Consider the following 14,456-nt stretch of genomic DNA (forward strand, 5'->3'; position numbering starts at 1 on the left):
CTGGGGAGGGAAAGGGATCTGACAGCGAATCCGAATCGGGGCCGGTGCCCGTCTTCGCTTCGATGCTCCGGCATCGGGCCGGCGATTTCTTCTTCGCCGTGACGCGAATTCTCGGTGCCCGTGGTCATTGCCGTGCACCGGTCGGCCCGCCGGCGTCCGCAAAGCGGCCCGGGGTCCGCGTGCGGAAGGTTCCGCCACGGTCAGGCAGGCCGTGGAGCCCGCCGGTCCTTACGCTGGGCCAGCTCCTCGTCATCGACCAGGGTAAGCATGGGCTGGCCGGGCGCGCACATCATCGTCACGAGGAAACGGCTCCGGCAGTCCGTTCGGTTGTTTCCGTCCTGATAGTGGATTACATCTCCGCCCGGCTCCCAAAAGGTTTCCCCGGCCTTGATCACACGCTCAGGCTCACCTTCGAGCTCGAAGAGCATCTCCCCCTCCAGCACGTAGCCGAAGGCGGGCCCCGAATGCCGGTGCGGAGGAGTGCCCGGATCTCCAGGGGGGAATTCGACGAGAATGGTCATCGCCTCCGCCCCTTCCGGGATGTGCGGCGGCTCGGCCGTCTGCAGCACGGTCAGTGCGGTCTTCCATGCTTCGGACCGTGGTTTCCGACCTGTGTTCGCGGGCTCGTTGCTCGACATGGTGAAGCCTCCAGTGCCTGGGCTGCACGGCCCAGTCTCACACCGGCCCGCATGTGTCGCCCGTCGCCCGACGCAGTGCTCGGGCAGCGCCCTGGGCCGCGTGTGACGGCGCTTCGGCGGGGCCGGGGCCGCCACCGGTGCCCCGCCATGACGACCAGGGACCGTCGCGGTGAAAAGTGGCCCGCATTGAGCCAGGAGCCTGACACCGCCGGGAATCGTGGCGGGCTGCGACGAGGTCCTCCAAGGGCCGGCCCGGCGTGGCCGGGCCGGGTGCGAACACGCCACCGGACCAGGGGCTGCCACCGGCGCGGGTCAGGGGCGAGCAGGGCCCGAACCGCGGCAGCTCGATGGCGTGGGGCACGCATTCACGCGGACCTCGGTCAGGATCCTCCGGCCTCGCGGACGACTCGGATCTCCGGGTAGACCGGCTGCCACATGGCGTCCAGCACCAGCTTGCCGAAACCGTCGTCGACCTCCGTGCGGGCGACGCCGTCGTGGGCCGCGGCCCGGCCGACCGCTCCCGCCACCGCGGCGGAGGTCGCGCGCAGCGCGTCGGGCAGCGGGAGGACGGGCGCGCCCGGCGTACTCCCGTCGACCTGTCCGGCCACCGCGTGGGCGGCGGCGACGAGCATGCCGTCGGTGACACGGGTGGCGCGGGCGAGGATCGCACCCAGGCCCAGCCCGGGGAAGATCAGCGCGTTGTTCGCCTGGCCGATCTGATACGTCACGCCCCGGTACTCGACCGGGTCGAAGGGGCTGCCGGTGGCCACCAGCACCTGCCCGTCGGTCCATTTCAGCAGGTCGGCGGGGGTGGCCTCGGCCAGCGGCGTCGGATTGGACATCGGCAGGATGACCGGCCGCCGGGTGTGGGCGGCCATCTCCCGTACGACCTGCTCGGTGAAGGCACCGCCCTGACCGGAGGTGCCGATCAGCACCGTCGGCCGGACCCGACGGACCACCTCGGAGAGGCCGACACCGCCGTGCTGCGCGTCCCGTTCCCAGTCGGCCACCTCGGCCGCCGGGCGGGCGTAGCGGACCTGGGCCTCGCGCAGGCCGTCCTGGTCGTCGGTCAGCAGGCCGTACCGGTCCACGGCCCAGAAGCGTCGGTCGGCCTCCTTCTCCGGCAGCCCGTCGGCCACCAGGGCGTCGCGGAACTGGTCGGCGATGCCCGTGCCGGCGCTTCCGGCGCCGAAGACGACGATGCGGTGGTCGGTCATCGTCATGCCGCTGGCCTTCGTCGCGGACAGCACGGCGGCGAGATTGACGGCGCCGGTGCCCTGGACGTCGTCGTTGAAGGTGAACACCCGGTCGCGGTAGTGGTCCAGGATGCGGCGGGCGTTGGCCGTGCCGAAGTCCTCCCAGTGCAGAAGTGCGTCGGGGAAGAGCCTGTTCGCGGTGGTGACATACGCGTCGATGAAGGCGTCGTACGTCTTCTCGTCCACGCGTGCATGGCGGTTGCCCAGGTAGAGCGGGTCCTCCAGCAGTTGCTGCCGGTTGGTGCCGACGTCCAGCATGACCGCGAGCGTGCGGTTGGGGTCGACCCCGCCGGCCGCGGTGTAGACGGCGAGTTTGCCCTCGGAGATGTCGATGCCGCCGACGCCCCAGTCGCCGATGCCCAGGATCGCCTCACCGTCGGTCGCCACGATCAGATCGACGTCGCCGGCCCCGAGTCCGGAGCCGCGCAGCGCGTGCTCGATCTCCTCGGGGACGTTCACGGAGAGATAGATTCCGTGCGGGCGGCGGAACTCGTAGCTGTAGCGCTCGATCGCGGTGCCGACGGTCGGGGTGTAGACGATCGGCAGCATCTCGCCGAGGTGGTCGCCGACGAGCCGGTAGAACAGCACCTCGTTGCGGTCGTGCAGACCGGTCAGATAGACGTTCTTGGCGAGGTCGTTGGGCTGCGAGCGGTACTGCGCGTAGGCGCGCACCGCCTGCTGGTCCTGGGTGAGGGACTGCGGCGGCACCAGGCCCACCAGGTCCAGTGTCACGCGTTCCTCCGGCGTGAAGGCCGTGCCGCGGTTGAGCCGTGGATCGGCGAGTACGGCCCGGCCCGTCGCGGTGGTCTCGAAGCGGTGTTCCCCGGCGATCCACTGGGTGCCCATGAGCGGTCTCCCGTCGTCGGCCCTCGTCGGCGCGGTCGGATTCTGGGGTACGCGGGATGTGGGTGACCTCCTTGATCAGCGGATCCAGAAGGACAGGAGGCGGGTGCGTGTGCGTGGAAGGTCCTCCACGGGCATGCATGCCTCCACGGGTTCCGGCCCGCGCATTGCCATGTTCCATCCGCTCACCCCAACGGCGCCACCGGAGAAAGCCGCAGTGCTCCGGACCGCACGTTTCCCGGGTTCCCCGGCGGCCCCGTCGCCGCAGGCATCGACCCCGCTCCGCACACCCCGTCGGCCTCCGCCGGGATCCGGTCCTCGCGAAGGCCTTCGCATCGCCCGCCGCAGGCCCGGATTCGACGCCGCGGGCCCGGACTCGCCGGTGCCGGGTTCTCCTCCGGGGCGACGGCCCACGGCAGACTGCCAGGTGCGGTCATCGTGCTGGTCTTTCGCTTCGCGACGCCGGACGTCTCGAGGAATCAGCCGATGGCCGCCGCACATTCGGGCTCGACACTCGCCACACGGAGCAGGGATGCAACCGCAGCAGCACCATCCGACCGGCTGCCCGTCCCGTACCCCGCCGGGAATGCATCGCCCCCGTCGAGGATGACCGACGATCAGCGTCGACGGACACACGGCACGCTTCGGTCCAGCAGCAGCTATCTGGCCGGGTTCCGGTGGCGGAAGCTGTGGCAACTCGGGCCGTTCCGTTGGGGTGATATCGCCCCCTGGCGCGCAGTCCGGGTGGCCGTCGGCGTGATGGTGCCGCTCGCGGTCGGCTCGGCCTGCGGACGTCTCGACTACGGTGCCTTCGCGGCTCTGGGGGCGCTGCCTGCCGGATTCGCCTCGTTCCAGGGCGTGACCCGGAGCCGGGTGGCGGCCGTGGCAGTGGCCGGCGCCGGCATGGCGGTGTCCACCTTCGTCGGTGCAGCCACGGCGGCGGCCGCTCCATGGCTGCTGGTACCGGTCGTCGTCGTCTGGGGTTACGTCGTCGGGCTCCTCGTCTGCCTGGGGCCGAGGCTGAGCGTGGCAGCTCTCCAATGGCCCGTGGGGCTGCTGATCGCGACCGGTATGCCGCTGGGGCCGACGGAAGCTGCGCTGCGGGCCGGCCTGGTGCTCGCCGGCGGGCTGTTCCAGGGCGTGCTCGTCGCCGTTTCCTGGGCTTTCCAGCGAGGCGACCCGGAGCGCGCGGCGCTCGCCGAGTCCTACCGGATCCTCGCGGTCTACGCCTCGGGCCTGGCAGCCGGGCACTTCGGGCCGCCGTCGGCGACCGCCTTTCCCGCGGCTGTCGCTCTCACCGACCCCAATCCGCTGTTGCCCATGACCACGCGTCTGCACTTCCTGGACCTGCTCGAGCAGGCGGAACGCATCCGCGTCTCGCTCGCGGCTCTGGCCGATCGTGCCGCTGACGAACCTTCGGAGGCTGCCCGTCGCCCTGTCGCGTACGCCGCCAGGACGCTGGATCTCATCGCGGACACACTGAGTACCGGACGAGCCGAACGTGCCGGACAGGCCCGCGAGTTGAACGAGCTCCTGCCGAGCCTGGCTGTCGCCCCCGGCACCCGTGGGCAGTTGGCCGCGGAGGCGCTCTTCGGACAGCTCCGTGCCGTGACCCGGAGCCTGGTCGCCCTTGACGCGAGGCCCGGGCGAACGCCGGTGAGCCATAAGGCGATCAGCCCTGTGGTTCCGGCAGCCGGCCAGGACGGGATCGGATGCTCCGCCCTCACCCTGCGAGCCAATCTCGCCCTTTCCGGGGAGACCGGGCGTCACGCCGTGCGGCTGGCCGTGGTCGCGGGGCTCGCCGAGGCGATGGTCCAGGCAACCGGCCTGTTCGAAGGCCGTTGGGTGGTACTGACGATCTTCCTGGTGCTCAAGCCCGACTACACCTCCACGGTGTACCGCAGCATCCAACGGGCAGGGGGCACGGCCATCGGAGCGGGCCTCGGGGCGGCAGCGGCGTGGCTTGCCCACCCGAGCTCGGTCGGGCTGATCATCGCGGCCGGGATCGCTGTCGCTGCCGCCTACGCCCTGTTCGACGTGAACTACCTGATCTACAGCAGCTTCCTCACCGTCTTCATCGTGATCCTCCTCGACATCCTCGGCCTGCCCGCGGACACCACCGCCGTGGCGCGCCTCACCGACACCGCTGTCGGAGCGGTCATCGCGCTCATCGCCTACTCCGTGTGGCCGACCTGGGAGGGCCTCACCGCCCAGGAGAAGTTCGCCCGGACGATCGAGGTCCACAACACCTACACCACTGCCCTGCTACGCAGCCTTGCCCGTCCCGCGCAGGCCGATCCGGCCCGGCTACGTGGCCTTCAGGCCGCCGCCCGCCGCACCCGCACCGACGCCGAGGCATCTTCGGACCGTCTGGCCGACGAGCCGCCGCACTCGCCGTTGACTCCCGGCGTCGCGCGGACTCTGGTCGCCGTGGTGACCCGGCTGGCCCGCACCGAACTGTCGCTGCATGCCCTCGTCCCGCCGCGGGCCACCGCTATCGGACGGGAAGAAGGTGGGGCCGACGCCGATGCCGGTCGGCTGGAAGCCCTGGCAACCGCGTTCGACAGCGCGATGATCACTCTGGCCGAGGCGGTCAGGACTCTGCGGCCTCCCGGCCCGATTCCTCCGCTCCGCCAGGTCCAGAACGAGTTGCACAACCGGCCGACCGCGCTCGATCCCCGTCTGCTGCAGATCACGGACCACCTGGTCGACACCGCCCACACACTGGAAGACGTCCTTCGGCGGCATCTCGCTTCGCCATGAGGGCCGACCGGGCCGGCATTCCACCGGCCTCGGACAACTCCGCCGGTGTGACCGCCGTCGCGGGGCACAAGGAGACACCCCGCCCCGCTCGCCGGGAGCCGGCCCGGCCCCGTACGTGACCCCGCCCCGGTACGAGCGGGATGTGACGCGTACCGGGGCGGGCGATGGTGGCGTAGCGGATCAGGATCGGGGCCGGGATCAGCTGAAGACGACCGACCGGAGCTTCAACCGCTCGGAGGCGTGACCGCCGAAGGGGCGGAGGGAGAAGTGGTCGCCGTCACAGTCGGGGCCGGTGAAGACGGTGGCGGTCGAGACGGTGTAGTTCCAGGGAGAGGCGGCGGGGTTCGACGAGTTGGGGTCGGCCACCTCCGGCAGCGTGACGCACTCTCCGCTCGGCGGGTTGATCAGCTCGGCGATGTGCGGGGTGCCGTCGAGACCGGTGTAGCTGTAGGCGAAGAATCCGACGGTCGCACTGGCCGAGGTCGGCAGTGTGACGACGAGCGCGAGTGCGCCGAGGGCGGCAGCGACGGCGGTACGAAGGCGCATGGAGGGCACTCCTGGTGGGATTCGGAGGAATACATTCCGCTTCAACCTGTCCCGGTGACCTGCGGTTATTGCGGAGCGCGCGCCCCCGTCACCCGGAAGTGAACAGCGGAATCGGTTCTGCCGACGGCCATGTGGGTCACCTCCCGCTTCGTCGCGCTCGTGAGGGCCGGTCGGGTGAGGAGCTGGGTGGGCACGGCGAGGACCGGGCGGTTTCGACGCCGTCGGGAAGTTGTCGCGCCGGCAGGGTGACAGCGCGGGTCGTACGAACTGCTCGACCTGGCCGGCATCCCTCGAAGCCGGCGCCCGGCCTCACCTTGAGTGCCACCTGCGCACCCCGATCTCATTGCGTGAACCAGTTTGAAACTTTCTCAGTTCAAGCTATTGCGCGCACCATCAGACCCCCTTACGTTCATCGGCGATCACAGACTGGCTGATCTTCTCGAAGGTTTGACCTTGCCCGAAAGGGAGTCTCATGCCCCGTACATCTGCCCGGCCGGTGCGGTTCGGCGCCGCGCTGCTCACCACGTTGGCCGTTCTGCTGAGTGTGACGCCCACGGCCTCGGCGAACAGCGCTGTGTGGGGGCGGGCAGGCCGGCCGTCGGCCGGGGAGTCGGGCAATCCGGCGCCGAAGGTCGTTCCGGCTCTGCGTGAATGGTCCGGAGGCCAAGGAGCGCTGGCCCTGGGACAGGGCTCGCGGATCGTGGTGGACAACGACAACGAGAAGATGCTGACCGATGAGGCAAGGACCCTTCACGGTGAGCTGGCCGAGGTCGCCGGGCTCGATGTGCCCATGGTGGCGGCCTCACATCCGCGCGACGGCGACATATTTCTGTCCGTGCAGGGTGCCGATCGGGAACTCGGCCCCGAGGGGTACGCACTGGACGTCGGCGATGTGGCCGTCATACGTGCCAACGACGACACCGGCGTGTTCTACGGCACGCAGACCCTGCTGCAGGTCCTGAAGACGACACCGGGCCACCGGGCCCTGCCGCGGGGCGAAGCGCGTGACTGGCCGAAGCAGCGCGAACGCGGGTACCTGCTGGATGCAGGGCGGAAGTACTACTCCCCGGACTTCGTCGTGCAGACGATTCGGGAGATGTCGTACCTGCGGCTGAACACGCTGCAGTTGCATCTGAGTGACCACAACGCGTTCCGGCTGGTCAGCGAACGCTACCCGTGGCTCGCCGCCCCGCAGGCGTACACGAGGGCGGACATCCGACGCTTCGAGGCCGCGGCCCGCACGTACCACGTGACGCTCATTCCCGAGATCGAGATGCCGTCGCACGCTTCGGCGATCCTCAAAGGCAGGCCCGACCTGGCCTTCCCGTGCCAGGCGCTGGCCGGCGGAACTCTGGATGTGACCAACCCGGAGGCGCGGAAATTCACCGCGGGACTGATCGAGGAGTTCGCCCCGCTCTTCTCCGGGCCGGAATTCCACATCGCCACCGACGAATATGCCCGCCAGGCCGAACAGGAAAAGTGTCCGCAACTCGTGAAGTACGCGAAGGAGCACGGGTTCGGTTCCACCGCGGATGTCTTCGTGGACTACATCAACGAGATGAACAAGGTCGTGCGCGCTCAGGGCAAGCGCATGGTGATCTGGAACTGGTGGGACGTCGACCAGACCCCCACCATCCACCCGGACAAGAACATCAAGGTCGAGGCCTGGACCACGGGCGATGAGACGAGTGAGGACCACAGCGCGCAGAAGTACCTCGACCAGGGCTACGAGGTGGTGGTCTCCGCGAGTGACACGCTCTATGTCACTCCGGGATTCCCGCTGCTGCCCGATGCGAAGTACCTCTACGAGAAGTGGACACCGCAGCAACACCCCCGTCTGTCCGGGTATCTGATCTCGGTGTGGTCGGACAACGCGATCACCCGCCCCGACAGTTATTTCGACGCCTACCTGCGGCGGCCGCGGGAGGTCCTGGCCGACCGGCTCTGGGGCGGCCCGCGGCACGGCACGGTGGAAGACTTCTTCGCCCGGGCCGATGCCATCGGTACCCCGCCCGGCGTGCCCGAGTACGCGCTGCCCGGCAGGCTGACCGGCACCCCGTACGGGACAAGTCCGGCCTGGGACCACTCCTCCAGCACCTTCGACAAAGCCTTCGACAGCGAGCCGGGCACCAATTTCCTCTACGCCGAACCCAGCGGCGGCTACACCGGCATCGACCTCGGCCCCGACCACGCCTCCAGGGTCTCGCTGGTCCGGTTCTTCCCCGGTGCCAATGACACGGAGCTCGACCGGATGACAGGCGGCCGGTTCGAGGGTTGCACCGACGGGCCGACCAGCGGGTGTCGGACGCTGGCCACCGTGAAGGACCGGCCGGAGTTCGGCTGGAACGAACTCGCCGTGGACAACGCCGCCCGTTTCCGCTGGCTGCGCTACGTCAGTCCTGATGACGGTTACACCAGCGTCGCCGAGATCGAGTTCATCGCGCCCCCTGGCGGCAGTCGGCGCGTCAGCGTTCAGGGACCCGCCGAGCTGCGTCAACTCGGTGACAACCGGGTGGTCACGAGCTATCGCAACAACAGCGACCGCCCGGTTCACGACGTCCGGCTCAGCCTCGGCGCCGAATCCACCCAGGATCGGACCACCCGCCGGGTGCGAGCACTGGATGCCTCACGATTCGCCGCCGTGAAGCCGGGCCAGACCGTCTCGACCCGCTGGCAGGTCACCGTCCCGCTGAATGCGGCGACCGGGACCTACCACCTCGTCGGGCGGGCCGGCTACCAGGAGCAGCAGGGCAAGGGCGAGCCCCGCCACGAGAGCGTCGGCTTCACCCGCTCGACGCTCGGTCAGGCGCTGACCGCACGGCTGGGTCCCGAGGCCGTCGGTCTCGATGCGGGCGATTCCGCAGCCACGCAGTTGCAGGTCACCAACCATGCGGCGGCGACCGTCGAGGTCGCCTGGAATGAGGTACGGCCCCCCACAGCCAATCCGGGCTACACGATCCGCGCGGCAACCGGCACGGTCAGGGTCCCCCCAGGCGGCACGACGTCTGCCCACCTCACGGCCACGGCGTCCGACAACGCCGACGGCCCCACACCCCCCTTGCGCCTGGACCTCACGGCCAACTCCGCAGGGCAGCCCGAGATCCGGGCCGGCTCGGTGGAACTGCGCATTCACAGCCGCCTCCACCCCTACCTGTCCGACCTCGACTGGTCCGAGGCGACGAGCGAGTGGGACGTCGTGACGCGGGACACGTACGTCGGCAGCAGCGATCCCATGACGCTGAACGGTGTGCGATATCAGAAGGGTCTCGGTGCAGCGGGCAATTCGAAGGTCTCATTCGATCTGGGGAAGAAATGCTCGCGGCTGACGGCGACGATCGGGATCGACGATGCCGCGGACTCTTCGACGGACGGCGGCACGTCGCACTTCTTCGTCTTCGTCGACGGTAAGAAGGTCTACGAGAGCGGGCTCATCACTCGGGAGACCGTGAAGGAGGTGGACGTGGACGTCAGCGGCGCAGACACCCTCAGCCTGGTGACCGATAACGCCGGGGACGGTTTCGATCACGACGCCGTCGACTGGGCGGACGCCCTCGTGCATTGCTCCTGACCGTGCGGCCCAGTGCCCCGAGCCAGTGATTCCTCGGCAGGAGGCGGCGAACTCGTCGATCTCATTTCGGCGCCGAGTTCTACAAGAAGCGCCACCCCGTCGACCGCGGCGCGCGCCGCGGTCGACGGCGGAGAAGCGCCTCCGCACGCAGGTGGGAATGATCCGGCGTCCGGTGAACACGTCCGGCGGCGAACTCGCGCTCACTGCCGCGGACATGGTGGACGTGACGCCCGCGAACCACCGGCACGGCTCGGTCTGGTTCGCCTGACCCACACCGAGGGCGTGACGTGAAGTCCCGTTCGCATGGTGGGAGATGGCGGCGGTGCGGTACGGTGACGAAATCCTCACGCTCTGTGTGTGCACGCGCACATAGAGCGGCCCCCGGCGGTGCGCCAACACCATCCGAGGGCCTTCATCACCAGTGGAAGTAGCCACCGGAAATGCTGCGTCATGCTATCTCCCCGTCCCGGCGCTTCACGAAGGCATCGCACGATGTCGTGCGCCATCCGCGTCTGAGCAGTGACGCGAAAATCCTGCTCCTGTACGTCCAGGGCCTTCCCGAGGACACCTCGTGCAGGCCCCTGAGCGAACTCGCCCGGAAGCTGGGCATCAAGGGCCGCGCGTACCAGAAGGCGAAGGAACAACTCGTCGCGCACGGGTACGTACACGAGTGGCGCACCCAGGGCGGCCGTGGCCGCTGGATCACCGAGCAACTGGTCGCGAACACCCCTCTGACGATCGAGCAGGCAGAACATCTGCGAGGGGCCCCGCCCACCACCTCGCCACCGAGTACGCACATTCCGACGGTCGGCGAACCGGCCGGCCGGACGGTCGGTGGCTATGAACCCGTAGAAGACCACAGTGATAAGACCACTCCCCACCCACCCTCCGAAGCCGAGCCGAGGACGGCCCCGGAACGCGGACCGAGGCCGAGACCGGCCGGCTCCCACCAACTGGCCTGCGCGGAACGGGTCCTGCTCTCGTTACGCCACACCCGTCGCGAACTGCACCTGGGAGCGCGCGAGGCCCGCGCACTGGCCGTGGAGGCGGTCAAGTGGCTGGAGCGCGGCCTGAGCGAGTCCGACCTACGACAGGCACTGCTCGCCGAACGCCCGGAAGGCGGCGTCCGCTCGGCGTTCGGCTTCCTGCGCTACCGCCTCATCCAGAAGCTCCCCGCAGAACCGGCCCCGCCCGCGTTGCCTCAACTCCCGTCGGCCGCTGCCCTGGTCGTCTGCTCCTCGCCCGGTGAGGAACACGTCTTCCGCCCCCTGGGAGACGAGACGGAATGCGCTCCGTGCCGCCAGGCCACCGCATACGCGACCTTCTACGGCGCTCCCGCACCGGAGCCCGATCGCATGCCGTGGCGCGAACGGTTCGCGAAGATCAAAACGAATCAGTCGTGCCCCGGCGGACAGGGCCTGTCCGGCGGGGCACGGCCGGGGGCTGAGTCGCCGAGACCAGCACCTTCCTGATGCCGTCACGGCGTCACCCCGCACTCGCGCGGGCTGTGATTGGAGTCTTCGGTACCTCTTGCACGCCTGTCGACAGGCCGACTCAGCGTGGGAGTCCTTGCAAGGAGGGTCAGCCTGCCGCAATCGCTGAGTAGGTCCACACGTCCGCCGGGATCTCGTGGCGAAGCTTCCAGACGATCCCCATGGGCTTGCTGCCCTTGTGCTCGACATATTCGGCGGGACCAAGCAGCATCCACGGCTGGGGCCCGCCGATGTCTGTCTTCTTGTAGCGACGGACGAAGAGGAGGACGTGGGCGTGCTTGTCCTTGTGGGTCCGGTAGCGAACGCCGGTGGGCGATGACTCCGAGGTCTGGTTCTGGGACTCCCAGTGGAACAACGACTCGTTCAAGGCGTAGTCCTTGTAGCGCGTCTCTGGGGAGAAGTCCTTCTCGTCCTTTTCGAGAGTGATGAGCAGAGCGTCGGTCTGGATGTCCTCGCACCACTTCACACCCTCGCGGAAGTGCCCCGGCATGAAGCCGCCCATGTACGACTGCCCCAAGGCGGGGAGGATCTCCTCGCGACTGTATGAGGCGTGGACGGTCAGCGGCAGACCTGCGTGACCGCCGAGCAGCGGGACGGGCACGTGATCGGCGAGATCCAGGATGTGGGCGAGGACCTGACCGAGTTCGTCACGGAAAGCTTGCTGGGGACGAAGGGTGTCGAAGCCCTCCTGGTAGCTGTTGAAGTCGCCACCCAGCGGCCACAGCGAGAAGAAGAACATGCGGGCGTAGGCCTGCTCCTGTTCGTTGAGCTCGTCGTAGGTGGGGGCGTCGTCAGCGAGAAGCTTGCTGTACGCGGCGACTCGAAGCGGATCGTCGACGTGAAGGAAGGCCGATACGCGCTTGAGTAGCGCGGCCTCCCCCTCCGGCCCAGTCTCGGCGAGGAGCTTGGCGCGACGGAGTAGCCCCGTCCACGAGTTCCCGTTGCCTCGGTAGAGCTCCTTGAGCTCTCGACCGCTCTCCTTGAGATAGTCCGCGAGCCGAGGTTCGGCGTATGCGGCGACCTCGCGGGCGAGCTGAGTGACGTTGACGCTGATCTGGCTGCGGATGTTGTCAATGATCAGCTCCTTGGCTTTGGTCTCAAGGATGATCTGGCAGCCAGATGGCAACTGCGGAAAGTCGTGTTCGATGTTGGTGAGCAGGCGATTGCGGGTGAGGTTGGTCAACGCGCGGAACTGTTCCTCGAAGCGGAACTCCTTGCGGTGCTGACCGATGAAGTCCAGGACGGTGAGGACGGCTTTGTCCTCGGTCCGGCGCAAGCCTCGTCCCAGCTGCTGAAGGAATACCGTGGCGCTGGACGTGGGGCGCAGCAGGAGCAGCGTGTCGACATCAGGGATGTCGAGCCCCTCGTTGAACAGGTCGACAGAGAAGATGACTTGGAGCGTGCCAGCCTTGAGCTGATCGAGGGCGTCCTTGCGCTCAGGGCGTGGGGTCTCGCCGGACAGGGCGACCGCATTGAGGCCGGCTCGACGGAAGAAGTCGGCCATGAAGTTCGCGTGCGCGACTGACACGCAAAAGCCCAGCGCGCGCATCGTGCCCGGGTCGGCAACCTTGTCCTTCACGGCTTGCACGACGAGCCTGGCTCGTGCGTCATTGCCGGTGAGGAGATCACTGAGGGCCGTGGAGTCGTACGCTCCGCGTTTCCACGTGACGGCGCTCATGTCGGTGTTGTCGGTGACGCCGAAGTAGTGGAACGGGCTGAGTAGATCGTTCTCAAGGGCTTCCCAGAGGCGCATCTCTGCGGCAATCCGGCCATCAAAGAACTCGTCCTGGATGTTCAGCCCGTCCATACGTTCCGGTGTAGCGGTGAGTCCCAGAAGTTCTTGTGGGTCGAAGTGATCCAGGATCCTGCGGTAGGTGGGGGATGTACCGTGATGGAACTCGTCGATCACGATGACGTCAAAGTGATCTGGAGCAAAGCGGTCCAGTGCGCGTGAGTTGAGTGATTGCACGCTCGCGAACACATGGGCCCACGTATCGGGAATCTCCCCGCCGACGAAGAGCTCGCCGAAGTTCGCATCAATCAGCACGTTCTGGTAGACCCGCAGCGACTGTTCCAGGATCTCCTTGCGGTGGGCTACAAAGAGCAGCCGCGGATCACGGCCCAGTGTCTGCCGCAGGCGCTTGAAGTCCAATGCGGCCATCACAGTCTTGCCTGTGCCTGTCGCGGCGACGAGGAGATTGCGGTTCCGGCCATGGACGGTCCGCTCCACCTGGAGGCGCTCAAGCATGTCGCGCTGGTGTGGGTAGGGCCGGACTTCAAGGCCGGAGAGCGTGATGGTCGTGCCACTGTTGCGGTTGGTTCCGCCAGCGTGAGACAGCGCCTCGTCGAGTCGCTGCGCATCGCTGTCAGGGTCGTACGACTCGAAGGAGCGCTCGCTCCAGTACGCGTCGAATGTCGCCTCGAATTTGCGGAGGACGGAGGGTGTGGCGACCGACGACAGTCGAACGTTCCATTCGAGGCCATCGAGAAGCGCGGCCTTGGACAGGTTCGAGCTACCAACGTATGCCGTATCGAAACCACTGTTGCGACGGAAGAGCCACGCCTTGGCATGGAGGCGGGTCGAGCGGAGTTCGTAATTGACCTTCACCTCGGCGCCGAACTCGCGGACCAGGCGATCCAACGCGCGACGTTCTGTGGCGCCGATGTAGGTCGTTGTCAGCACACGGATGGGGACACCGCGATCGCGTGCGGAGGAGAGTGCCTGTTCAAGGACGCGGAGGCCGTGCCACTTCACGAAGGCGCAGAGGAGATCAACACGGTTCGCCGTAGCCAACTCGGCGCGCAGCTCAAAGCCCAGGCTCGGATCGTCGGGTGAGTTGGTGATCAGCGCCGTCTCGGAGAGGGGTGTAGCAGGGCGGATTGCGTAGACGCCGGGAGCCTCTTGCTCCGCTACCGCGAGCAACTGTCGGGGGCCCTCGATGACGAGGTCGACCCACTCCGTCGCACCCTCGATGGTGTTGAGGGACTCCAGGATGTGGTTGGCGGCGAGTACCTGCTCGGCAGGTGAGAGGTCCTGGAGGACTCGTCGCACTACGTTCCCGATATGGCGTGACAGCACCCGAGGTGCAGATTCAGAGCCGACTATTTCATCGATGGAGCGCCAACCCGTGGTGTCGAGTTGTTTCATGCGTTCTTCGAGACGATGAGTAATCAGCGTCTCGTAGAGCCCAGCAACCGGAGCTGAGTCGCCTACAAAGTCGTTGGGCATGGCCGAGTCCCCCTCTTTCGACACCTACGCAGGCAGTTGTATCAAGTGGGACTGACAAAGCGATTCGTCGGCCGCTTCGGCGAGGGGGGGCGTGGCTACGCGCCGGTCATAGGGCAGACG

Annotated in this window: 7 protein-coding genes; 3 read left to right on the forward strand and 4 right to left on the reverse strand. The window is 67.8% G+C overall.

Annotation, left to right across the window (positions count from 1 at the left end):
* Positions 1 to 200: 200 nt before the first annotated feature.
* The gene (locus tag ACFYP5_RS24295; protein WP_389039612.1) at positions 201 to 638 is read right to left on the reverse strand and encodes a cupin domain-containing protein; all 438 of its coding nucleotides are present in this window, start codon (positions 636 to 638) and stop codon (positions 201 to 203) included.
* A 380-nt stretch (positions 639 to 1,018) separates the two neighbouring features.
* Entirely contained in the window at positions 1,019 to 2,740 is a 1,722-nt protein-coding gene (locus tag ACFYP5_RS24300) for an NAD-dependent malic enzyme (RefSeq protein ID WP_389039616.1), read from the reverse strand.
* Between the two features lie 603 nt (positions 2,741 to 3,343).
* Between ACFYP5_RS24300 and ACFYP5_RS24305 the strand changes: the two genes are divergently transcribed.
* Positions 3,344 to 5,500 carry an FUSC family protein gene (locus tag ACFYP5_RS24305; protein WP_389039618.1) on the forward strand — a complete coding sequence of 719 codons (2,157 nt, stop codon included), beginning with the start codon at positions 3,344 to 3,346 and terminating at the stop codon, positions 5,498 to 5,500.
* A gap of 198 nt (positions 5,501 to 5,698) precedes the next feature.
* On the opposite strand, the gene ACFYP5_RS24310 is transcribed toward ACFYP5_RS24305, so the two are convergent.
* Positions 5,699 to 6,046, reverse strand: a complete 348-nt coding sequence (locus ACFYP5_RS24310; RefSeq protein ID WP_389039620.1) for a hypothetical protein — start codon at positions 6,044 to 6,046, stop codon at positions 5,699 to 5,701.
* A gap of 472 nt (positions 6,047 to 6,518) precedes the next feature.
* Here ACFYP5_RS24310 and ACFYP5_RS24315 point away from each other — a divergent pair, with 472 nt between their 5' ends.
* Positions 6,519 to 9,614: a family 20 glycosylhydrolase gene (locus ACFYP5_RS24315; RefSeq protein ID WP_389039623.1), complete on the forward strand. Its 3,096-nt coding sequence runs from the start codon at positions 6,519 to 6,521 to the stop codon at positions 9,612 to 9,614.
* Positions 9,615 to 10,054: 440 nt separating this feature from the next.
* Entirely contained in the window at positions 10,055 to 11,086 is a 1,032-nt protein-coding gene (locus ACFYP5_RS24320) for a hypothetical protein (protein WP_389039626.1), read from the forward strand.
* A 109-nt stretch (positions 11,087 to 11,195) separates the two neighbouring features.
* Here ACFYP5_RS24320 and ACFYP5_RS24325 read toward each other — a convergent pair whose 3' ends face one another.
* Positions 11,196 to 14,336, reverse strand: coding sequence for a DUF3427 domain-containing protein (locus ACFYP5_RS24325; RefSeq protein WP_389039629.1), 3,141 nt, complete (start codon positions 14,334 to 14,336; stop codon positions 11,196 to 11,198).
* Positions 14,337 to 14,456: the final 120 nt, after the last annotated feature.

Source organism: Streptomyces sp. NPDC005262, from assembly GCF_042872425.1.
Classification (GTDB): Bacteria; Actinomycetota; Actinomycetes; order Streptomycetales; family Streptomycetaceae; genus Streptomyces.